The sequence below is a fragment of the Stenotrophomonas sp. YJH_SMC_79 genome, assembly GCF_059367995.1.
On record NZ_JCAFRK010000001.1, the window covers coordinates 865,211 to 885,623 of the forward strand.

Genomic DNA, 20,413 nt, shown 5'->3' on the forward strand with positions numbered 1-20,413 from the left:
ATGGACATCCTGGTCCGCATCCTCGCCATTGTCGTCCCCTGCCTGATGCTGGGCGTAGGGGCGCTGACGGGCTGGATCTGGATGCTCTGGCAGGACCACAACAAGCACAAGCTCTATGTGGCCGAGAACATGCTGAAGCAGGGCGCGCTGCAGGAAGTGAAGGAAGAGATCCACAGCCTGCGGGACGTGATCTATCGAATCGCCACCAAGATGGATGTCCCTGTGTTCTCGGAGCCCTACAGGAAATGAGCGCCAACGATGAGCTGGCGCGGGACTTCCGAGCAGGCTTAGAGCGCCTTGATTCGGCGCTTGGCCGTCTGAATGGATCATCCGCCAACGGAAACGTGGTGCGCCTTGAGGGTGCGGGTTCCGTGTGGAACGGGATCGCCATCGGCGTGGCTCTGGCTGGTGTGGTTATGGGTTCGGCATGGATCGCCCACACGGCATCCAGCGCTGAGGTTGCCGTGCGCCAGGCTGAGGCCTACCGCGCGGCTGTCTACATGGTGGCTCCCAAGGCCGCTGAAGAGATCGAAAAGGAACTCCAGCGCAAGAAGGAGCGCGATAAGCCATGAGCAGCCCCACCCCGATCATTACCCCGCCGAAGCGTAACGCCAAGGCCAGCTTCTTGCCGCATGGCCTGATGCCGATCCGCGACACCCTCAAGCACTACAGCACGTGGGCGCTGGCCGTCCTCGTGGCGTCCCCGGACCTGTACCAGGCAGCCAGCTCGCTGGGCATGCTCGCCGACGAGGCAATGCCGCAGGTGGTCGTATGGTCCATCCGTGTGGTTGCAGGCGTCGGCCTGATCGCCAAGTTCATCAGCCAGAAGAAGCCAGGAGCCTGATATGCATGACAGCGCCATAGAAATTCTCAAAAGAAACATGGAAGAGCTGAAGACGGAAGCAGTTCTCTGGGACAACGAGAACAAGCCCGACAATGCGGAATTTGCGCGCAAGGCGGCCGATAGCTGCCAAGCAGCGATCGATGTTTTGAGCGATAAATGAGCGCTAGCCTCCACGCGTTGCCAGTTCCGGGTCTACACAACATCCCTGAGATGCTCCGCCGTGTGGCGGATGGCATCGAGTCTGGGGAGTGGGTGCACAACGGCGAGGCAGTCCTTCTGCTGCCCAACCCGGATGGCGGCATGGAAGTGTTCGGATGGGGCACAGCTGATGCAACTTCGACCTATTACATGCTGGGGCGCGCACAGCGGAAGATGGAGCGGGTAGACCTTCTATGAGCGTCCTGTCCCGTGTCCTACTGGGAGCTGTATTGCTCCTGGCAGGCATCGCCGTGTGGCAGCGCGGGACAGTGGCTCAGGCAGAGCGCGCTCGGGACTACGCACAGACGGCCAAGGCAGTCGCAGAGACTGAGCGCGACAACGCCATCGCCGTGATCGCGGTCGAGCGCCAGCGGGTCAAGCGGGCCGAGGCAGTGGCAATCCAGTACGAGCAGGAGAAGGCAGATGCTGAATCGAAAGGCGCGGCTGTCGCTGATGGCCTGCGCACTCGCGCTCTCCGGCTGCAAGACCGCTGGGCAGGCTGTGAGGCCCGAGTGTCCGACCTTGCCGCCGCCTCCGGCCAGCCTGATGGTGCCGCCGACGACCGAGCAGACAGTGCGGGCCGAATTGTTCGTGCCGCTGCCGCCTGTGACGCTCAAGTCCGTGGGCTCCAGGCCCTAATCCGTTCCGACCGAGAGGCTGTAACCCCGTGATCATTGCCCAGACCTCCTATCAGGCCATCCGGGGTGCTGATGTGGCATGCCAATGCTGGCTGAGGGATGAGGCTGGCCGGGTGGACGCGTCTGGGCTGAGCCTGGAGGTTGAGGCAGTGTCCTATGGGCGCAAGCACGTCCAAGCAGCCTGGCCCGCGACTGGTGACAACCAGGGGCGCGTTCAATTCACGGTCCCCAATGGGCACAAGCTCAATGGGGGCCTGTATCAGCTGAGGATCCGAGTCGAGCCGTCTGGCGTGCTGGTGAGCCTTGGCCTGTTGGAGATTGTGTAATGGTTGGCCGCCCAAGCGATTACCGGCCGGAGTACTGCGCCAGGGTTATGGAGCTTGGCCGTGAAGGGAAATCGGTTGTCCAGATGGCCTGCGCCATTGACGTTGTGCGAGACACCCTCTACCAGTGGTCCAAGGATCACCCTGAGTTTTCCGACGCCTTTACGCGTGCGCGGCAACTTAGCCAGGACTGGTGGGAGACCCAAGCCCAATGCGGCCTGACAGCGGATCGGTTCAATGCATCCCTGTGGTCCCGCTCGATGGCTGCGCGCTTCCCTGAGGACTACCAGGAGCGCAAGGGGATTGAGCTGACCGGGTCCAATGGCGGCCCGGTTGAGGTTTCGGTAGAGGTGAAGAAGATCGTTGTAGCTGGCGTGGAGCCTGTCCGGGAATGAGTGAGCTGCGGCTGGAGGTCCCGGCTGCGATGCTCCCGTTCTGGACAGAGAGGCGCCGTCACAAGATCGCTCGAGGTGGCCGAGGCTCGGCCAAGTCATGGTCCATCGCCCGGATGCTCGCCACGCGCGGGATCATCCAGCCGACCCGATGGCTGTGCTGCCGCGAGACGCAGAAGTCCATCAAGGAGTCATCGCTCCGCCTGTTGGCGGACCAGATCCAGTCCTTGAACCTGGGCTACTACTACGACGTGCAGCAGCAGGCCATCAAGGGCCAGCCAGGCACGTCTGCGGCGGATAGCGAGTTCGCCTTTGCTGGCCTTAAGGAACACACCGCCGACTCGATCAAGTCCTATGAGGGCTTTGATGGGGCGTGGATTGAGGAGGCCCATTCGGTAAGTGAGCGGTCGGCCACTGTGCTGATCCCTACCATCCGTAAGCCTGGCTCGGAGCTATGGTGGTCCTACAACCCTGAGCAGGAAGAGGACTACGTCCACCAGCTCGCGGCAATGGACGACCCGGACACGCTGGTCATCACGATCAACTGGCGCGACAACCCTTGGTTCCCGTTGGAGCTGGAGAAGGAGCGGCAGAAGCTGCAACGGATCAACTCTGATCTGTACCAGCATGTCTGGGAGGGGCAGTGCCGCAGTGCCGCAGGTTTGATGTTTAAGCGGGACTGGTTCCAGTTCTACGATGTGCTGCCGAGCCGCCTCAACCTGTACCTGGCAAGTGATTACGCGGTCACGCCGGATGGGGGCGACTTCACCGAGCACGGGGTCTGGGGGCTGGCGTCAACCGGCGACCTGTATGCGGTTGATTGGTGGTATGGGCAAACGGACCCGGCTGAGTGGATCGACGCGTGGATCGGGCTCGTCGGGCAGCACAAGCCGCTGGCGGCCTTTGAGGAAAAGGGCGTGATCCTGCGGGCGGTCGAGTCATCAATCACCAAGCGGATGCGCGAGATGCAGACATTTGTTCGCCGCGTCCCCCTGGCATCGGCGGGCAGCAAGGCAGAGCGGGCCCTGGGTTTCGCCGCCCGCGCATCGGCGGGGACTGTCTACCTGCCACGCCTTCCCTGGGCAGTGAGGCTGCTGAATCAGCTCTGTGCGTTCAACGGCGAGGACGGCCGTCAGGACGATGGCGTCGATGTCTGCAGTCTGATCGGACGCGGACTGGACTCCATGGCAAACGCCGCACCGGAGGAATCCGGCAGGCAGAAGCGCCGCATGCGTGACTACGACATCAACCACGACGAACCTGACAGCTGGAAGACTGTATGACCGAGAGCGACAACCAAATCGGCCATGCTGAGCTGCTGCAGCAGTTCAGGGAGGCCGACGACACGTCACGCACGGCGCGGGAGCTGTCTGAGCGTGATCGTGACTACTACGATGGCAAGCAGCTATCTGGAGAAGAGATCGAGGCGCTGAACAAGCGTCGTCAGCCGCTCGTCGTCAGCAACCGCATCGCGCCCAAGATCGACGCCCTGATCGGGCATGAGAAACGCATTCGGACCGATCCCCGCGCCTATCCCCGCACCCCGAAGCATGAGGCTGAGTCCGAGTCAGCCACTGACTCGATCCGCTACGTGTGCGATGCGAACCGGTTCAGCCAGATCCGGTCCAGTGTGGCCGAGAACCTGTTCATCGAGGGCGCTGGCGGCGCGACGGTGACGGTCAAGGCGAACGGTGACGTGCTGGATGTGGTTATCAGCAACGTCCCATGGGATCGGTTCTATTGGGATCCGCACAGCCGAAAGCGCGACTTCTCCGATGCATCCTACCTGGGCGTCGTCCTGTGGATGGACGAGCAGGAGGCTATCGCCCTTGCTGGCCCAGACGCTGACCGATCCGACGTAGAGCTGATCATCCAAGGTTGCTACAGCAGTACCGCGAGCAGTGGTGACACCTACGACGACCGCCCGCAGTTCGTGTGGGGCGACCTCAAGCGTCGTCGTGTCCGTGTCCTGCAGCACCGATTCAAGCGCAACGGGGAATGGCATACCGCCATCATCTGCGGCGGTGGGTTCCTCCGTGACCCCCAGGTCTCGCCCTATGTGGACGAGAAGGGCATTCCGCAGTGTGACCTGATTGCAACCTCGGCCTACATCGACCGCGAGAACAATCGATACGGCGTGGTTCGTCGGATGATCTCTCCGCAGGACGAGATCAACAAGCGGCGGTCCAAGGCGTTGCATCTTCTGAACAGCCGACAGGTTATCGCGGAGAAGGGCGCTGTTGAAGACCGGGAACAGGCCCGCCGTGAGATGGCTCGGCCTGACGGCTACGTCGAGGTCAATGGCAGCATGCGGTTTGAAGTAGCTGACGGCATCGCCTTGGCGGCCGGTCAGTTCAATCTATTGCAGGAGGCGAAGGCTGAGATCGACGCCAGCGGGGTGAACCCTGCAATCGAGGGAGACGCCAGCGCACCAAGTGGCCGCGCCCAGGAAATGATGATGGCCTCTGGTCTTGCCGAAATGGCGGGCGTGTTTGAGGCGCTACGGGACTGGAGCTGGGAGGTCTATCGCCAGGTGTGGTTCCGCATCCGGCAGTACTGGACCGACGAGAAGTGGATTCGGGTCACGGATGACGAACGGAACATGCGGTGGGTGGCTATCAACCGTCCGATGACTCAGGCCGATCTGATGATCGAGCAGGCTGAGCAGTCTGGCCAGCCTCTGGCCCCTCAGCAGATCGCACAGCTGCGCGCCGATCCGATGATGCAGCAGGTGTCGGTCCAGAACCCGCTGGGCGAGCTCGACGTGGATCTGATCCTTGAGGACGGGCCTGACTCGGTCAACCTGCAGAGCGAGCAGTACCAGTCTCTGATTGACCTCAAGAAGGCAGACCCTGCATCTATCCCGACGTGGATGATCATCGAGGCATCCAGCCTTCGGAACAAGGATCAGATCCTTGAGCATCTGGACAGCGGCGGCATCCCGCCTCAGGTCCAGCAGCAGATGCAGGAAATGCAGCAGGCGCTACAGCAGGCGCAGCAGGCCGTGCAGGAGTCTGAGCAGAAGGCTCAAGAGGCACAGGCTGACAACGCCATCAAGGTGGCCGAGCTGCAGCTGAAACAGCAGGAGCTCGCCATCCGGCAGGAGGAGCTTGGTATCGAGAGATACCGAGCCGAGACAGAGCGAATCACGGCCATGAGGCCGGATCCAGAACCCCAACAGACCCCGCCTCCGAGCGGGGTTTTTGTTGGCTGAGGTTTGCCCCTACGGGCGGCGGACGCGCACGCATTGGCGCGAATCGTGACGACGGCGGACGGTCGATAGGAGTGATCCATGAGCAACGAGAACCGCGATTTCCTTGATGAACTGGTGACTGCCGAGCAGGCCGCGCCCACCACTGAAGCCGAAGAGGCTGACCAGGGCGAGCAGCAGGAGCAGCAGCAGACGGTCGAGCAAGTACATCAGCCGGAAGTATCGGCCCCCGAGGCGACGACGGCCACGGAAGTCAAGGAGCCGCAGACGGTTCCGCTTGCTGCCATGAAGGCAGAGAGGGAGAAGCGGCAGAGGGCCGAGGCCGAGCGAAAGGAGCTTGAACAGCAGCTCCAGGAGATCCGCCAACAGCATCAGGCACCAGCACCCAGCTACTACGAGGACCCCGAGGGCTACTTCGCCCGGGCGCAGAACGCCATCGAGCAGCGGGCGACCGCTCGGCTCAATGCCGCGCTGGAAGCCCAGGCACGGGAGCAGTACTCGGATTACGAAGAGAAGATGGGCGTTGTAATGGAACACGCGCAAGGGAATCCGGCCATCGTGCAGGAGATCATGACCGCGCCAAACCCAGCAGTTGCGGCCTACAAGATGGGTCAGCGCCTGATGGAGTTCCAGCAGATGCAGGACCCCGAAGCCTATCGCGCAAAGATCGCGGCTGAGGTTCGTGCCCAGATCGAGGCCGAGAACAAGGCCAAGGCCGATCAGCGCCAGAAGGCCGCCAGCGAAATCCCTCCTGACCTATCCCAAGCCCGGAACACGCGGGGCGAGTTCGCCCCGAAGTCCGACGTATTCAACGAGCTATTCAAGGGGTAACAGGAAATGACCAATACCACCATCTCCGCCGCCGTTCGCGCCAAGCAGTGGGACGACAACTTCTTCATGGAGTATGTCCGTGCCAATCGCTTCAAGCGCTACATGGGCACCAGCGAGAACAGCATCATCCAGGTCAAGAACAACCTGACCAAGAAGAAGGGCGATGCGATCACCATCAACCTGGTTGGCGCGCTGGACGCCGATGCTGGCCCGAACACCGGCACCACCACCCTGGTGGGCAACGAGAAGGCTCTGCCGAACGACGGCCACAAGGTGACCATTGGCGTTGTCCGTGACGCTACCGTGGTCAATGTCGAGGAAGAGCAGGCCTCGGCCTTCGATGTTCGCGACGCCGGCCGCCAAGCGCTCAAGGATCTGTCCATGCGCTATCTGCGCAACGACATTATCAAGGCGCTGGGTTCGGTGCAGGGCGTTCCATACGCCACTGCGTCCGCAGCCCAGAAGAACGCCTGGACTGTCGCCAACGTGGACCGCGTGCTGTTCGGCGATGCCGTCGCCAACTACAGCGCCACCCACGCCACCGCACTGAACAACGTGACGGCGGCCATGACCCTGACCCGCGACACCGTCTCGCTGCTGCGCCAGATCGCGCAGGAGGCCGAGACCGTCAATGGCGACGGCATCCGTCCGTTCACCTACGGCGAGGACGAGGAAACCTATGTCCTGTTCGTCAACTCGCGCGCGTTCCGTGACCTCAAGAAGGACCTTGAGACCGTCCACAAGGATGCCCGCGAACGCGCTCTGAGCAATCCGCTGTTCACCGGCACCACCTCGCTTTACTGGGATGGCGTCGTGATCCGCGAAATCCCGGAGATCGGCAACTTCAACAACACCGCAACCACTCCGATCCCGGTCACCCCGGTCTATCTGTGCGGCGCCCAAGCGCTGGCCGTGGCATGGGCCATGACCACCAAGACCACGCTGCGAAAGGAAGACGACTACGGCTTCCAGTACGGCGTCGGCTTCATGGAGCTGCGCGGTGTCGAGAAGGTGCTGTGGGGTCAGGGCACCACCGGTGCGAAGGACTGGAGCCTGGTCACTGGCTACGTGTCGGCCCCGGCAGCGGCGTAACGGTTGGGAGTATGGGGCGGCGGGTTGTCCGTCGCCCCTCTTTTTCGGAGAGAGCATGGCCACGTATAGCCGCGAAGAACTGGTGCGGCAGGTCCTGCTGCGCCTTGGTGTTCTTGACGCCGATGAGGCGCCCGAGGCTCGGGACGCTGCTGACGTTGGCCGCATGGCTCAGACGGTGATGGAAGACCTCTATACCGAGGGCAAGCTGCCATTCGACATCGAAGGGAACATCCCTGCGCGCTACCTGACCCACCTGAGCTACATCATCGCCGAGCCCCTTGTAGCTGACTACGGTGCTATTGCGCGTGAGGCGACGATTGCACGGCATGCGGAAACCGCTCGGAAGGCTATCAATCGCCTGAACGCGACCACCTATCAAGGCGCTGTCGTGCCTTCGGATTACTTCTGATGCGCGCCAATCCCGTTGACCTGATCGGCGGTGTCTACAAGGACGACAGCCTGCCGTGGTCGTGCCAGGACACGGTGAACTGGCTGCCGGTGATGGCCGAGGTTGGCGGCACCCGAACGGTGTCGAAGTTCTCCACGCCGCCCGGGCTGAAGCCGTATCAGCGCATCGGCGGTGGCCCGATTCGCGGAATGCATGACTGCGAGGGACTGCGCCTGATCGTTTCGGGCCGAATCCTGTACCGCATCGGCTCGGATGGCATCGGCGTACCGCTGGGCACGATCCCTGGCGTCGGCCGCGTCCAGATGACGCACAACCAGTTCAGCACCGGCTATCAGGTGCTGGTCGAGAACGGGCAGGGCGGTGGCGGTTACGTCTACAACACGGTCGACGCGACGTTCATCAAGATCACGGATGAGGGCTATCCTGGGTCTATATCGTCTGATTACCTCGACTCGTTCCTGCTTGGCGTGGAGCCGCAGGGCCGCTTCTGGTTCCACTCTAACCTGGCGGATGCTACCGACTACAACACGCTGGACCGGTACGAGGCTGAGGCATCGCCCGACCGGATCATCGGCCTGGCGGTCAGCCAGTTCGAAGTAGTGGTGTTCGGCCAGCGCACTATTGAGTTCTTCTTCAATTCCGGCGCGCAGACTGGCACCTTCCAGAACCGCCGTCAGTCGATCACTCGGGGCTGCGCCTCGCGTCACACCATCCAAAAGCTGGACAACACGCTGTTCTGGCTGGGCGATGACGGTGTCGTCTATCGCCTGAATGGTTACCAGCCTCAGCCGGTCTCGACCCGGGCGCTAGAAAAGTCGTTCGCTGAGTCCAACTGGTCTGAGGCCATCGCCCACGTTTGGGAGGATCGCGGCCACAAGGTCTACTACCTAACCTTCCCGGACGGCCAGTCCTACGGTTACGACGTGATCAGCGGCCTGTGGCACCGTCGCCAGTCCTTTGGGCTGGACCGCTGGCGCCTGAACCACACGATCAAGTGGGGACGCGATTGGTACGGCGGCGACTACCAGAGTGGCCGCATCTGGCAGCTGGATTGGGACTACTTCCTGGAGGGCGATCAGCCCATCGTCAGCGAGCGTGTCTCTGGCGTCATCGCGGACAACCAGAGTTCGCTGGTCATCCCGAATGCCGAGCTGATCTTCGACACCGGCCAAGGCCCAGGCACCACGCCAATCGTATTCCCGCCGCAGCCGACCGCGCCGACAGTCACTGGCTCGGCCCCGGATGGCTTCGTCAACTTCCCGTACACCTACACCTATACCGCCACGGGGGGCACTGGTGCGCGCACGTTCTCGATCCACTCGGACACGGGCGGCACGGTCCCTGGTGTCACCATCAACCCGACCACGGGCGTCGCCACGTTCAGCGCGGCAGCTGTCGGTACGGCTCGGTTCTATGTGCGCGCCACCGACTCTCTGGGCATCTGGGGCGAGGTCTACGACACGATCCAGATCGCGGACCGTTTGCCAGTTCTGGATATGGTTGTCGCCTTCAACCCCGACAGCGTGCGGGCGGTCCAGTACAGCGCGACCACCAAGGCACTCACGACACAGGCATCTGCGAGCATTTCGTTTGGTGGCAGCGCCTCTAGCGCAATGGCAATTGGTGATGTGTACCTTGCCGCTGGCACCGCATCCCCCTACATCTTCGCCTGGAAGAGAAGCGGGGGCACCATGACCCCGATGGCGGCTCCGGCATCGCCACCGCCTGGCGCCGGACAGACGCTGGCAGTGTTCGGGGACGTGGTTTTCATCGGGCATCAAACCGCGCCATTCATCTCGGCCTATCGAATCAACCAGACGACCGGGTTTGCATCCAAGTTCCCTGCGCCATCCCCGGCGCCTACTGCACTGGTTCGCGGCATAGCCATGCACCCAAGCGGGGCTTATGTCGCCCTCGTCAGTGAAGCGGCACCAAAGGTGACGGCATACAACTGGGATGCAGTGACCGGGTTCGGCGCAAGGCTGGCAGCTCCTACAGTTGTTCCGACAGGAACGACGACCGGAATCGCGTTCAACGAAAGCGGCTCGCACGTTGCCGTCTCGAGCATTTCCGATCCGGTGGTTCGCATCTACTCGTGGGCTTCGGGGTTCGGTGCTGTTACGGGGACGCTGGCCGATCCAATCTTCGGTTCACGATCCGTCGCGTTGTCCGATAAGGCGGGTCTGGTGGTTGCTGGTTCTGAGGGTGGCGGCGCTAACGCTCTCATCTACCGTTGGAGTGCTTCTGGTGGTGTAGGCGCGAAGATCACTGAACCAACTGGGTTCATCAATGTGGCTCGGTCTGTCGCCATTGCTTCAGACGGCTCCGTGGTGGCGTTCTCTTCGTCAGCCACGGATGGCATGGGCGTATGCGAATGGGACAAGACGAACGGAGTCCTATCGTCCCCATCCAAGCTTGGCACCACCGCTGCCAAATCCGTCACCTTCAAGGCATAGCCATGGCCGACACAGATCACTTTGTAGAGGTCTGCTACAGCAAGGACGGCGGCAGGAACTGGAGCAACTGGAAGCGCCGAGACCTGGGGGCCATTGGCCGCTACGAGGAGCGCATCCGCCTACAGCGTCTTGGTCGTGGGCGTCAGTGGGTGTTCCGCATTCGTGTTTCGTCGCCCCGAAAGCATGACCTCCTCGGTGCTGTACTGACCACTGAGCCGACCGACGACTGATGAAGATCTCTAACGATCCATGCTTCCTGCAGGGAGTCATGGATCACCCCGCCGTGCGCCCGTGGATTGCTCCGGATGGCGTGGATGGGCCATTGCCGTTGTCCGCGATCTTCGATCAGGGCATCGGCATTGAGTTCGATGGCGGCGGGTTCTTCTTCCACCGCCTGGGCGACGGGGTGGTTGAGGTGCACACGATGTTCCTGCCGGGCACCAAGGGAGTGGCTGGCTTCTGTGCGCAGGCGGCGGAGTACCTGTTCTGCGCCACTGAGGTGACCAAGATCGTCACTAAGGTGCCAGTGGACAACATCCCAGCCATGCGTCTGACCGAGCGCGTCGGGTTCCGCCTGGACTACATCGCCGAGAAGGCATTCCAGCGCGGTGGCGTGGCCCACGACGTGAAGCACTACAGCTGGGACATAGACCTCTGGGTTCGCGGCACAGAGGGCCCTCTGTGGGCTCTCAGGCGCTGCTGCGATCTGGACAACAAGAACAAAGGGCTGCGGCTGGCGTATCGCTGGGCCGTGACGAACGACGACTACTCGGTATTGGAGAGCTGATATGCCTGCTGCAGGCGCAATTGTAGGAGCGGTCGGGAGCGTCGCTGGCGGCAAGATGCAGTCAGACGCGGCTGGCCGGGCTGGTGACGCGGCGACGAACGCCTCCCGTGACGCTATCAACGCCCAGGTGGCGATGTACAACCAGAGCCGGGCCGACACGTTGCCTTATCAGGTGACGGGTACTGGCGCCCTGAACCTTCTGGCACAGATGTACGGCCTGCCGACCTATTCGGCCCCGATCTCGGGCGGAATCCAGATCACCCAGCCCGAACCGGCCAAGAAGAAGAAGCGGAGCCTGTTCGACAAGATCACCGACCCGGCCAACCTTGCCGGTCAGTTCGGCGGCACCAGCTACGACCCCATGGGGTTCTTTAGCAGCGGCAGCACGGGCGGTGGTGGGAGCCTGCAGTTCTCCACTGGTGGTGGGACTGGCAACGCGCTGGCAGGGGGCGGAACGCTCAATCAGGGCACCGGCACGCCTGATTTCAGCATGTTCTACCAGACGCCCGACTACTTGGTTGCCCGGGATGAAGGCATCAACGCTCTCGACCGTGGCGCATCGGCGCGTGGCGGCTTGTACTCCGGTGGTGCCGATGCCGACCGCATGACCTTCGCGTCCAATCTGGGGTCGAAGGCCTTCGGCAACTTCCAGAACAACCTTTTCCGCCTCTCCGGACTGGGCAGCAACGCAAACAGCGAGCTGAACAACCTGGGGCAGAACACCGCAGGCCAGATCGGCAACCAGCTTGCCAACGCAGGCAACGCCCGCGCGTCGTCCTTCCTCAATCAGGGGCAGGCATGGAACAACGCGCTGGCCGGTGTCGGTGGTGCAATCGGTGATTATTGGGCTACTCGGAGGACCTGATGGCAACTTTCTATGACGCCTTCGCAGGAGGCATGGCGAATGGGCTGGAGCGGCAGAAGGCAGTTACTGAGCGTAACCGCCTGGCCGAACTGCAGGCCATCGGCCCCCAGGTGATAGCTGGTGATCTGGATGCAACCAACCGGGCATATTCGCTGGATCCCAAGCGAGCTGAGGCGTACCAGTCCGAAGGCAACCGTCAGCAGCAACAGCTTGTAGGGCTCGCCAAGAGTCTTAAGCAGTACTCTGGGAACCCTCAGATGCAGGCCGGTCTGTATCGTTCAGCCGTCCCCTACTTGAAGCGCAACTTTGGCGCCGAGATTCCTGACCAGTTTGACGAGACGACAGTGATGCCGATTGTCGAGCAGGTTCTCGCCGCCTCTCAGAATGACCCGCGTACGGCAGCTGCTAACCCCTACTCGAACCTTCCCGCCGATATTCAAAGTCTCCGTCTGCTGCAGGAGAACCCAGCGCTTGCCCAGCTTGACAGAGAGCGGCGCCAGGCAAGCGGTATGGTCCCCAAGCTTGTGCAGACTCAAGAAGGCTACGGCTGGGGTACACCGGGTGCGGGGATCTCGTTGGCACCTATGGCCGGTATTGCCGGATCTCAGCAGCCGGGCGGCTTCGGGATCGCGGAGACTGACAACTACGTCCGGAACATTCTGGGCAAGGTTCAAGTCGACCCCAATGCGTCTCCAGAGCAGCAGGCGGCGCAGCTGTTGCCAGCACTCATCCAGCAAGAGAGCGGCGGCAATCCGGCTGCTGTATCCAACAAAGGCGCAGTCGGCCTTACACAAGTAATGCCAGCTACCGGTACGAATCCCGGCTTCGGAGTATCGCCGCTGCAGAATGGTTCGCCGGAAGAGAACGTCCGATTCGGGCGCGACTACCTGACTGCAATGCTGCGTCGCTATCCGGGCCGTCCGGATCTGGCCTTGGCCGCCTACAACGCAGGCCCTGCAGTCGCTGACAGATTCGCTGGTAGCTCGGCGAGCAATGGTTCTGGGATCGCGCAGCCGTATCGCGCTCCTGCTGCTGCTCCAGCTGGTTACCGTACGACTCCCGATGGGAATCTACAGGTCATTCCTGGCGGCCCTGCTGACAAGCCGGAAGCCCCGCCTAAGCCGATCCCCGCCAGCGTCCTCAGGATGCGTCAGGAGAGCCGCGAAGCGCTTTCTGTTGCGCAGGGCATGGGTTCCGAGCTCTCTAGCATTCGTCAGCAGCTTGAGAACAAGGATCTCGAGCTCGGCCCTATGAACAACTACATCTACCAGGCGCGCAATGCTGCCGGGCAGAGTACAGATGAGTCTCGTGCCTATCAGAACATGAGGAGTTCGTTTGAGAAGCTCCGGAATGACTCTCTGCGGCTGAACAAGGGTGTTCAGACCGAAGGCGATGCTGAGCGCGCATGGAATGAGCTGCTTGGCAATTTGAATGACAACAAGAACGTGATCCAGCAGTTGCAGCGAATTGAAAGAATCAATGATCGCGCCATCCAACTTCACACGGAGAACATGGATGAGATCGAAGCTGAATACGGCGCAAGGAATGCCCCAGGCAGAGCCTCTGGGCCGTCCGCAGGCTCGGTTGAAGATGGATACCGATTCAAGGGCGGCGATCCTAGCAACCCCAACAACTGGGAGCGCATCTGATGGCCGGTCCATGGGAGAAGTACCAGAGCGTGCCCGTACAGGGCCCTGCTTCCAGTGGCCCGTGGGCTAAGTACTCATCGGACGGCCAGGGTGGCAAGGTAACGGACCTCCCGCCAGTCCAGGCGGAACGGCCTGACCCAACTGAAGGAATGAGCGGTGTAGAGAAGTTCTTTGCTGGCGCTGGCAAGTCCATCATGGACTCGGCCACTGGTGTCGCGCAGCTGCTTTCTTCTGAGGCTGCGCCTTATCTATTCGGTGTTACTGGGCTTGCAACTAACGCTCTAGACCGAAGGTTTGGCGTGGGTGACCGTGCTGATCGAGAGGCTGCTGAGGCGCGCACCAGGGATAAGCCCCTGACTGATACGGGGGCCGGTTTGGCCGGTTACATCACCGGGCAGGTGGCTCAAACTGCAATCCCGGCTGGCCGTGGTGCATCCGTAGCTGGCAGGTTGGCAAAGGCAGCCCCGTATGCTGAAGCGGCAGTGCGAGGTGCTGCATTCTCCGGGCTTCAGCCGACTGTCGGTGACGAAAGCCGCGCTCAACGCGCCGCTCTAGGGGCTGCAGGAGGGGCAGCGGGTCAGGCTGTTTCAGGGGTAGCAAGTGCCGCAGCTCGCAGGGCTGGGCAAGCGGTGCAGCCGGCCATCGAAAGTTCAATTGAAACTGCCAAGCAGGCTGGTATTCCGCTTCATGTTGCTCAGGTGAGCGACTCCCGATTCCTCAAGGGGCTGTCGTCTGTCCTTAACACTCTTCCGTTCAGTGGTGCAGCGAGCGCGGGTCGTAATCAACAGCAGGCATTCAATCGAGCTGTATCCAACACATTCGGAGCCGATGCCCCTGTTCTGACCGATGATGTGATGCGGGCCTCCCGCGATGGCATCAGTAACGTCTACAACAACATTTTCAGCCGTAACACCGTTTCCCTCGACCGTTCCGACCTCACTCGTCTGGCGGGGATCGAGCAGACGGCAATGAAGAACATGACTGGGGATAGGGCGCAGGTAGTCCGGAATCAGCTCGATAGCATCCTGGAAAACTTTGCGGATGGATCAGTCAGTGGTGCGAAGTACCAGTCGCTGCGTAGCGAGCTGGCTAAGGTGAAGGGTGATCCCGCCATTGAAGGCATGGTCAAAGCCCTCCGGAAAGTCGTTGACGCCGCCGCCTTCCGAAGTGTTGGCAGCGGTGACGCAGCGCTTCTGAAGCAGGCCAACTCCCAATGGGCGAATCTTCGAACTGCTGAAGATGCGCTAAAGCAGGTTGCGGGAGCATCCGGCGATATTCGCCCTTCCGCGTTATGGCCGATGGTTAGGAAGGGATCGACCAAAGAGATGCGCGAGCTTGCGCGCGTTGGACAGAACGTCCTTAAGGATCCTATCCCTAACTCCGGCACAGCTGAGCGAGTAGCTATCAATAACCTACTCGGCCTTGGTGGTGGCGCCTATTTGGCGAGCAACGAGGAGTTGCCTGCATGGGCGCGTCTTGCGGGTGCAGGATTGCTGGCAGGGCGAATTGCAAACAGTCCGACAGCAGCGAACGCCTTAATGCTCTCACGTCCTGCAGCTAGCGGGGCGGTAAATGGGCTTGCACGCATCGCTCAGTCAGCGCCCTATGCGGCTCCGGTTGGACTCAACGCTTTGGCATTCCCAGCGGCGGCGTCGGGCGACGTGCCTTCTGGTAGCCGCGATAAGAGGGAGCGGTAGGAGGTTCGGTGGCCTTGAAAGGGTCGCTGTCTCTCAATAGAAACGAACGAATCTTTCCATAGGGGAAGTATTTCCACACGATCCTGGAAGCTAGTGCACCTGGAAGGTTCAATAGCCGCCAAATAATAGGACCAAGGATGGGCGCCATAGAGACAGCGATCAGTGTCTTATCCATCAGCTTGCGTTCGTCCTCGGGCCCTCACCAAACGCAATAACCCATGCTAGCCAGTAGAGGCCGCACATGAAGGCAATCTTGGACAATGATCCTACTAGCAGGGAAAGTGTCATGGCAGCAAACGGGACCTTTGCAAAGTCTAAAGCTCCATCGTTTAGGAAGATGTAGGCCGCCACAGCAATGGCCGCTCCAAATGAGATCCTAAGAGTACGGATTGCGATTCTGGATAGCCCATACAGGGCAGCCTGGTAGTTCGTTTCAGCCCGAACTGACACGATTGACTGGCCGCTCCAGAGGAATTTCTTATCGGCGGCGTTCTGAGCATCATCTAGGCAAGTGAAAGTACCGAGCAGAACTTCCGCAGTCCCATAGGAAGACGAAACTGTTGCGAAGTAGCGTCTTCTTGGCGTTCGGTATGAATCAACTTCGGCCTCATGGCTCTTCTGAGCCCAATCCTTCGGCTGTCCGCCGACGTTGGAGAGGTCGAACTTTTCCTTACTCATGGCCCGGGCCTGTGGATATCTGGCCCGAATCCTACCACCACAGCCAACTACACACATGAAGCCCGCCCAGTGCGGGCTTTTTCTTTGGGAGAGCCCATGACCAGCCCGTTCTACAACCCCGCTCCCATCTTCCTGGACAACACTGGGAAGCCAGTGGCCGGAGGGTTCCTGTACTTCTATGAGTCCGGGACCACGACGCCGAAGCTGACGTGGTCAGATGAAGCTCTGACGATCCCCAACCCGAATCCTGTCCCCCTCGACAGCGCGGGCCGAGCCAACAACAACATCTGGATCAAGGGTAGCTATTCGGTCAGGTTGACAGACAACCTAGGTGCCATGATCTGGACACGGAATGTCAGCGACGGATCCACTGGGCAAGCTCTTTTCCCACCCATGGAGGCTGGGAAGTTTCTGACCAATGATGGTTCGTCGTATCTATGGGATGACGTACGTCAGATGCCGGATCCTACCGGTTCGGATGGAAAGGTGCCTGTAGCCTCAGGCGGGACGTACATCCTGCAACCTTTCCCGACGATTCCGCCTTTGAACTCCAGCTCCGGACCTGGATTCTTTCGGATTGGCGACTACATGTTGCAGTGTGGCAAGGGTCAATGCCCGGCCACTGGCACGCCTGCCACGTCCACCACGGTGACGATCCCTGTGGCCTATACGCAGACCCCGTTCGTTGTAGCCACGGTCGGAACCTTCCCGTTCTACACCCCATCGTGGGGTGGCGCTGGCGTCATCATGGCCCGTCCATCCAGCCTCAGTGCCATTGAGGTCCAGATGCACGGCAACGCTGGCACGATCAACAGCGAAACCATCGTGGTAGCGCCCATCGACTTCTGCTGGTTCGCGTTCGGCAAGGTGACCTAAGGATGCCGACTCCTGCGGAACAACCGCGCTTTTCGGAGCCGGTAGTTGACCAGCGTGGCTACGTCACCAGGGCGTGGGCCGACTACTTTCTGCGCATGGCGAGTGCGCAGAGCAGCGACGATCTGCGCCAGCTCTATGAGGCCTTGGCCGCCCGGGTAGCCGAGCTGGAAGACGGCCAACTAGCCTCGTTCCAGATCCTCGGTCCCCAGTCCGTAATCGTGCAGGGCGTCCCCAGCAATGGCGTGGTGATCCTGTCCCTGCTGGGCGACAACCCGACTCCAGGTAGTACCACCTACTACGGCACCGGCCCGGATGGCATCAAAGGCTGGCATCCGGTGGCAGAAACCATCACGGTGGTGGCTGGCGACCTGGTGAAGACGGTCAGCCCGCAGGGTGTGATTACGCTCGGGCTGGCGGATGTGGCCGATTCGGGCACTGGGACGCTGCTGGCAACCACGTTCGACGCCAAGGGCAGGAAGACCGGCAGCAAGGCCGCCACAATCACCGGCACCGCCCAGCAGATCAACGTGGTCAACGGCAATGCAGCGGCTGGGTTGCCTACATTGTCGCTGGCTCCTGAGGTGCTGTCTGCGCTGGCAGAGGCCGTGACTGCCCTGCAGCCCGACGATGTAACCGGTCCGAACAGCGTCAAGGTGACCCCGAACGGCTCGGGCGGGATCATCCTGCAGCTGGACAACGACTCGGCCACCCCGGCGGCGCTGACTGCCTACAGCACCGACTCGGCCGGAGCGCGAGGCTGGTGGCGACCGGCCCTGTTTGAGTCCACGGGCGTCATCAACGGCGGCGCGCTGTCGATCAACGCGGGCAACAATGCCCGGTTCGATATGGCGCAGGCGGTGATCGGCTACACCGACTGGAGCGTGACCCCGACGCAGCCAACCCGGGTACTGCTGACTGTCGGCCCGTTCTCGGCCCAGGTGGTGACCGGCATCGCCTCGGCCAACGCAACGTATGTCGGCATCCAGATGCCAGCCGGGACCATCGTCCAGCAGACAAGCCCGTTCTCCAACGCCCAGCGGCGCACCATCGCCCAGATCGGCGTTCTGGTGCACAGCAACAACACGACCATCAACGCGATCAACGATCAGGCAGCCACGATCCGGGCCGGGGTCAACCAGATCGGCGACCTGATGGCGGCGATTGGGCCGTTGAACCTGACGGGCAACATCTACAGCGCCAACGGCAACAACCTCAACATCAACAAGACGGGCGGCTCAGTCTTCAAGATGGGCTCCAACTTCCAGGCCAACAACCTGGACCCACATGTTGTTAGCCAGAGCTCGCAGACAGCGCTGACGTTCCGCTACCGGCTGAGCAATGGCACCGAGGGAGCCGACACCACCAGCATCAACCCGAACCAGTACGAGAGCGCTCCCGGCGTCCTGACCAACATCCCCATCCTGGGGAACCAGTGGCACGTCCAGCGAATCAGCATATTCCAGTCGGGTCTGACCCGTATCCAGTATGGCCAGCAGCTCTATGCGAACGCTCAGGCGGCAATCAATGGCATCACCACGGATGCGTTCACCACTGAGCAGAACATCGCCGAGAACGGCATCCTGCGGTGCTACCTGATCATCAATCGTGGCCTGCTTGGGCTACTGGGTAGCGCCACCTTCGCCCCCGTGAGTAAGTTCGGTGCGATCCAGGCAAGCAGCGCCGCGATCCCTGACCACAACAACCTATCAGGCCTGCAGGGTGGTACAACCGGCGAACGCTACCACCTGACGAATGCTCAGGTTGGCGAGGTAAACACATCGCTTCAGGCGGTGACAGCAGGCGCCGGGATATCGATCAACAACACTGATCCACGTCGCCCGGTGATCACGGCCACCGGTGCCGCTGGCGCGCCTAAGTTCCCATTCATTCTGCAGACCGGGGCCAGCTACATCCCATTGACCGGTGGCAACGCGCTGCCCTTCTTCCTGGCCAATGGCTCGGCCTCTAACATCCCGGTGACTCCATGACTGATCGTATCCCCGTCAAAGCAGTAGTGAGTTCAGGCGCAGCATCGGCGCTTGCGGAGTATGAAACGGCGGACCGTATCCCTGCGTCATACCTAAACCTGCCAAAGGGGCATATCAACGGGCTCAGGATGGAGCGGGTTGCGGCCGACTCTTACCGGGTCACCTCGGGGACGTGCTACATCCCTAGCCTTGATCGGGTCGTGGAGTTCCCGTCAGCTGTCACCAAGTCCGGTCTCAGCCTTGCCGCGAACACCTGGTATCACGTTTTCTCGTTCCTCAACAGTGGAACGCCAGACGTGGAGGCGGTGACGACCGCGCCAGATCCGACGCCCTACATCGGGACTGCTCGCGCGAAGACAGGGGACACAAGCCGACGTTACATCGGGAGTTTCCGCACCAATGCCAGTAGCCAGATCTACGACTTTGACCACAACTGGCAGAAGGGGGAGGTGATGTATCGGCTGCCCGGCAACATCTTCCGGGTGCTTTCCAACGGCTCGGCGACATCGGCAACGACGGTTGCCTGTTCAACCGCAATCCCCGTAACTTCCCGTTCCGTCTATGCCCGAGTGCTGAACCTATCGACATCGGCAAATCTCATTGTCGGACCGGGTGATACCGCGATCACGACGACCGATTATTTCGTTGCGGTGAGTTTCGGCGGCCAGGCGGTGGTGGCCTTCCTTCCTACCGATTCGTCCCAGCAGCTTCGCTACCTGATGAGCGCCGCTCAGTCTGGCGCCTACATTGACGCCTATGGGTTCGCTTATGAGCGCTGAATTCTATGCAGTGACGGATTCCAGCTACCGGGCTGTGGGTGCAGGCGCGCCGCTGAACCCGGGAGAATCGCTAGTCCAGCAGATCCCATCCTCCATCCTGGCCAAGATCAAAGCCAATGAGGTACTGGTTGAACGCAGCCAGAGGCTCAGAGATACGGACTGGACGCAGATGGCCGATGCCCCGCTGACTGCGGCCGAGAAGCTGGCACATCAGGTGTACCGCCAGGCGCTGCGCGATATCCCGAGTCTTCCAGGGTTCCCGAACATCACATGGCCAGTGCCTCCAGCCCTGAACGACGGAGCCGCCAGCGGCGCGGAGATCCCCGTCACGCCCTGATCGCAGCCCCTGAGACGGGGAGGCGTATCCTCCCCGGGATGGAACTACCGTCCGACTTCAAGTGGCGCCAGGCCGCCAGCTATGCCCAAATCCCAGACACGATCTGTCTGGACGGGCAGTGCGTTGCCCGGATCAGCCAGCGTGTGGATAACCTCAAGTGGTATGTGGTGCTTGACCGGCACCTGGACGACAAGCAGCACAAGACCCGTCCATGTGAGAACCAGTGGACGGGCAGGGCTGGGATGGAGCAGTGGGTGATCCGGCATCAGGACAGGCTGCGGCGAGAAGTCGCAGCTATCCTGGCGGCGAAGGAGGCGGGGAAGATCAAGCCCGCAGAGTGACCGCTGCACAAAAACTGCACAG

Annotated in this window: 23 protein-coding genes; 22 read left to right on the forward strand and 1 reads right to left on the reverse strand. The window is 61.4% G+C overall.

Annotated elements, in window-relative coordinates; all coding sequences use genetic code 11:
* The 17 genes from AC5P57_RS04390 (at position 1) to AC5P57_RS04470 (ending at position 15,392) form a co-directional block, all read left to right on the forward strand.
* Entirely contained in the window at positions 1 to 249 is a 249-nt protein-coding gene (locus AC5P57_RS04390; protein WP_401733461.1) for a hypothetical protein, read from the forward strand.
* Positions 246 to 572, forward strand: coding sequence for a hypothetical protein (locus AC5P57_RS04395; protein ID WP_495219469.1), 327 nt, complete (start codon positions 246 to 248; stop codon positions 570 to 572). Before AC5P57_RS04390 ends, AC5P57_RS04395 begins: the two co-directional genes overlap by 4 nt.
* A complete protein-coding gene (locus AC5P57_RS04400) occupies positions 569 to 844 on the forward strand; it encodes a hypothetical protein (protein WP_495219470.1) in 276 nt (91 codons plus the stop codon). Before AC5P57_RS04395 ends, AC5P57_RS04400 begins: the two co-directional genes overlap by 4 nt.
* A 1-nt stretch (position 845) precedes the next feature.
* The gene (locus AC5P57_RS04405; protein ID WP_495219471.1) at positions 846 to 1,004 is read left to right on the forward strand and encodes a hypothetical protein; all 159 of its coding nucleotides are present in this window, start codon (positions 846 to 848) and stop codon (positions 1,002 to 1,004) included.
* A gap of 461 nt (positions 1,005 to 1,465) precedes the next feature.
* Complete coding sequence (locus AC5P57_RS04410) at positions 1,466 to 1,681, forward strand: hypothetical protein (protein WP_143598952.1); 216 nt, start codon at positions 1,466 to 1,468, stop codon at positions 1,679 to 1,681.
* Positions 1,682 to 2,005: 324 nt separating this feature from the next.
* Positions 2,006 to 2,398 carry a terminase small subunit gene (locus tag AC5P57_RS04415; protein ID WP_495219472.1) on the forward strand — a complete coding sequence of 131 codons (393 nt, stop codon included), beginning with the start codon at positions 2,006 to 2,008 and terminating at the stop codon, positions 2,396 to 2,398.
* Positions 2,395 to 3,678: a PBSX family phage terminase large subunit gene (locus tag AC5P57_RS04420; RefSeq protein ID WP_495219473.1), complete on the forward strand. Its 1,284-nt coding sequence runs from the start codon at positions 2,395 to 2,397 to the stop codon at positions 3,676 to 3,678. The genes AC5P57_RS04415 and AC5P57_RS04420 overlap by 4 nt, the downstream gene beginning before the upstream one ends.
* The gene (locus AC5P57_RS04425; RefSeq protein WP_495219474.1) at positions 3,675 to 5,609 is read left to right on the forward strand and encodes a portal protein; all 1,935 of its coding nucleotides are present in this window, start codon (positions 3,675 to 3,677) and stop codon (positions 5,607 to 5,609) included. The genes AC5P57_RS04420 and AC5P57_RS04425 overlap by 4 nt, the downstream gene beginning before the upstream one ends.
* A gap of 78 nt (positions 5,610 to 5,687) precedes the next feature.
* Entirely contained in the window at positions 5,688 to 6,437 is a 750-nt protein-coding gene (locus AC5P57_RS04430) for a hypothetical protein (protein ID WP_495219475.1), read from the forward strand.
* Between the two features lie 6 nt (positions 6,438 to 6,443).
* Complete coding sequence (locus AC5P57_RS04435; RefSeq protein ID WP_495219476.1) at positions 6,444 to 7,529, forward strand: phage capsid family protein; 1,086 nt, start codon at positions 6,444 to 6,446, stop codon at positions 7,527 to 7,529.
* Between the two features lie 55 nt (positions 7,530 to 7,584).
* Positions 7,585 to 7,938, forward strand: a complete 354-nt coding sequence (locus AC5P57_RS04440) for a hypothetical protein (RefSeq protein WP_495219477.1) — start codon at positions 7,585 to 7,587, stop codon at positions 7,936 to 7,938.
* Positions 7,938 to 10,394 (forward strand): WD40 repeat domain-containing protein, encoded by a 2,457-nt coding sequence (locus AC5P57_RS04445; RefSeq protein ID WP_495219478.1) that lies wholly within the window; start codon positions 7,938 to 7,940, stop codon positions 10,392 to 10,394. The genes AC5P57_RS04440 and AC5P57_RS04445 overlap by 1 nt, the downstream gene beginning before the upstream one ends.
* A gap of 2 nt (positions 10,395 to 10,396) precedes the next feature.
* Positions 10,397 to 10,624 (forward strand): hypothetical protein, encoded by a 228-nt coding sequence (locus AC5P57_RS04450; protein WP_495219479.1) that lies wholly within the window; start codon positions 10,397 to 10,399, stop codon positions 10,622 to 10,624.
* Positions 10,625 to 10,662: 38 nt separating this feature from the next.
* The gene (locus tag AC5P57_RS04455; protein WP_495219480.1) at positions 10,663 to 11,181 is read left to right on the forward strand and encodes a GNAT family N-acetyltransferase; all 519 of its coding nucleotides are present in this window, start codon (positions 10,663 to 10,665) and stop codon (positions 11,179 to 11,181) included.
* 1 nt (position 11,182) lies between these two features.
* On the forward strand, positions 11,183 to 12,046 hold the full coding sequence (locus AC5P57_RS04460) for a hypothetical protein (RefSeq protein ID WP_495219481.1): 864 nt from the start codon (positions 11,183 to 11,185) through the stop codon (positions 12,044 to 12,046).
* A complete protein-coding gene (locus AC5P57_RS04465) occupies positions 12,046 to 13,695 on the forward strand; it encodes a lytic transglycosylase domain-containing protein (RefSeq protein WP_495219482.1) in 1,650 nt (549 codons plus the stop codon). Before AC5P57_RS04460 ends, AC5P57_RS04465 begins: the two co-directional genes overlap by 1 nt.
* A 629-nt stretch (positions 13,696 to 14,324) precedes the next feature.
* Positions 14,325 to 15,392 (forward strand): hypothetical protein, encoded by a 1,068-nt coding sequence (locus AC5P57_RS04470; protein WP_495219483.1) that lies wholly within the window; start codon positions 14,325 to 14,327, stop codon positions 15,390 to 15,392.
* Between the two features lie 174 nt (positions 15,393 to 15,566).
* On the opposite strand, the gene AC5P57_RS04475 is transcribed toward AC5P57_RS04470, so the two are convergent.
* Positions 15,567 to 16,070, reverse strand: a complete 504-nt coding sequence (locus AC5P57_RS04475; protein WP_495219484.1) for a hypothetical protein — start codon at positions 16,068 to 16,070, stop codon at positions 15,567 to 15,569.
* Between the two features lie 96 nt (positions 16,071 to 16,166).
* On the opposite strand from AC5P57_RS04475, the gene AC5P57_RS04480 reads away from it, so the two are divergent.
* From AC5P57_RS04480 to AC5P57_RS04500, 5 genes are read left to right on the forward strand one after another with little or no spacing between them, the layout of a single operon-like run.
* The gene (locus tag AC5P57_RS04480) at positions 16,167 to 16,946 is read left to right on the forward strand and encodes a hypothetical protein (RefSeq protein ID WP_495219485.1); all 780 of its coding nucleotides are present in this window, start codon (positions 16,167 to 16,169) and stop codon (positions 16,944 to 16,946) included.
* A gap of 2 nt (positions 16,947 to 16,948) precedes the next feature.
* Positions 16,949 to 18,934, forward strand: coding sequence for a hypothetical protein (locus tag AC5P57_RS04485; protein ID WP_495219486.1), 1,986 nt, complete (start codon positions 16,949 to 16,951; stop codon positions 18,932 to 18,934).
* Positions 18,931 to 19,713, forward strand: a complete 783-nt coding sequence (locus AC5P57_RS04490; RefSeq protein WP_495219487.1) for a hypothetical protein — start codon at positions 18,931 to 18,933, stop codon at positions 19,711 to 19,713. Before AC5P57_RS04485 ends, AC5P57_RS04490 begins: the two co-directional genes overlap by 4 nt.
* A complete protein-coding gene (locus AC5P57_RS04495) occupies positions 19,703 to 20,050 on the forward strand; it encodes a tail fiber assembly protein (RefSeq protein ID WP_495219488.1) in 348 nt (115 codons plus the stop codon). Before AC5P57_RS04490 ends, AC5P57_RS04495 begins: the two co-directional genes overlap by 11 nt.
* Positions 20,051 to 20,088: 38 nt before the next feature.
* A complete protein-coding gene (locus AC5P57_RS04500) occupies positions 20,089 to 20,391 on the forward strand; it encodes a hypothetical protein (RefSeq protein ID WP_495219489.1) in 303 nt (100 codons plus the stop codon).
* The last annotated feature ends 22 nt before the right edge of the window (positions 20,392 to 20,413 follow it).

Excerpts from the sequence above, each read along its gene's own strand:
- AC5P57_RS04390 (WP_401733461.1), top strand. The coding sequence starts at position 1 with ATGGACATCCTGGTCCGCATCCTCGCCATTGTCGTCCCCTGCCTGATG.
- AC5P57_RS04395 (WP_495219469.1), top strand. The coding sequence starts at position 246 with ATGAGCGCCAACGATGAGCTGGCGCGGGACTTCCGAGCAGGCTTAGAG.
- AC5P57_RS04400 (WP_495219470.1), top strand. The coding sequence starts at position 569 with ATGAGCAGCCCCACCCCGATCATTACCCCGCCGAAGCGTAACGCCAAG.
- AC5P57_RS04405 (WP_495219471.1), top strand. The coding sequence starts at position 846 with ATGCATGACAGCGCCATAGAAATTCTCAAAAGAAACATGGAAGAGCTG.
- AC5P57_RS04410 (WP_143598952.1), top strand. The coding sequence starts at position 1,466 with ATGCTGAATCGAAAGGCGCGGCTGTCGCTGATGGCCTGCGCACTCGCG.
- AC5P57_RS04415 (WP_495219472.1), top strand. The coding sequence starts at position 2,006 with ATGGTTGGCCGCCCAAGCGATTACCGGCCGGAGTACTGCGCCAGGGTT.
- AC5P57_RS04420 (WP_495219473.1), top strand. The coding sequence starts at position 2,395 with ATGAGTGAGCTGCGGCTGGAGGTCCCGGCTGCGATGCTCCCGTTCTGG.
- AC5P57_RS04425 (WP_495219474.1), top strand. The coding sequence starts at position 3,675 with ATGACCGAGAGCGACAACCAAATCGGCCATGCTGAGCTGCTGCAGCAG.
- AC5P57_RS04430 (WP_495219475.1), top strand. The coding sequence starts at position 5,688 with ATGAGCAACGAGAACCGCGATTTCCTTGATGAACTGGTGACTGCCGAG.
- AC5P57_RS04435 (WP_495219476.1), top strand. The coding sequence starts at position 6,444 with ATGACCAATACCACCATCTCCGCCGCCGTTCGCGCCAAGCAGTGGGAC.
- AC5P57_RS04440 (WP_495219477.1), top strand. The coding sequence starts at position 7,585 with ATGGCCACGTATAGCCGCGAAGAACTGGTGCGGCAGGTCCTGCTGCGC.
- AC5P57_RS04445 (WP_495219478.1), top strand. The coding sequence starts at position 7,938 with ATGCGCGCCAATCCCGTTGACCTGATCGGCGGTGTCTACAAGGACGAC.
- AC5P57_RS04450 (WP_495219479.1), top strand. The coding sequence starts at position 10,397 with ATGGCCGACACAGATCACTTTGTAGAGGTCTGCTACAGCAAGGACGGC.
- AC5P57_RS04455 (WP_495219480.1), top strand. The coding sequence starts at position 10,663 with ATGGATCACCCCGCCGTGCGCCCGTGGATTGCTCCGGATGGCGTGGAT.
- AC5P57_RS04460 (WP_495219481.1), top strand. The coding sequence starts at position 11,183 with ATGCCTGCTGCAGGCGCAATTGTAGGAGCGGTCGGGAGCGTCGCTGGC.
- AC5P57_RS04465 (WP_495219482.1), top strand. The coding sequence starts at position 12,046 with ATGGCAACTTTCTATGACGCCTTCGCAGGAGGCATGGCGAATGGGCTG.
- AC5P57_RS04475 (WP_495219484.1), bottom strand. The coding sequence starts at position 16,070 with ATGAGTAAGGAAAAGTTCGACCTCTCCAACGTCGGCGGACAGCCGAAG.
- AC5P57_RS04480 (WP_495219485.1), top strand. The coding sequence starts at position 16,167 with ATGACCAGCCCGTTCTACAACCCCGCTCCCATCTTCCTGGACAACACT.
- AC5P57_RS04485 (WP_495219486.1), top strand. The coding sequence starts at position 16,949 with ATGCCGACTCCTGCGGAACAACCGCGCTTTTCGGAGCCGGTAGTTGAC.
- AC5P57_RS04490 (WP_495219487.1), top strand. The coding sequence starts at position 18,931 with ATGACTGATCGTATCCCCGTCAAAGCAGTAGTGAGTTCAGGCGCAGCA.
- AC5P57_RS04495 (WP_495219488.1), top strand. The coding sequence starts at position 19,703 with ATGAGCGCTGAATTCTATGCAGTGACGGATTCCAGCTACCGGGCTGTG.
- AC5P57_RS04500 (WP_495219489.1), top strand. The coding sequence starts at position 20,089 with ATGGAACTACCGTCCGACTTCAAGTGGCGCCAGGCCGCCAGCTATGCC.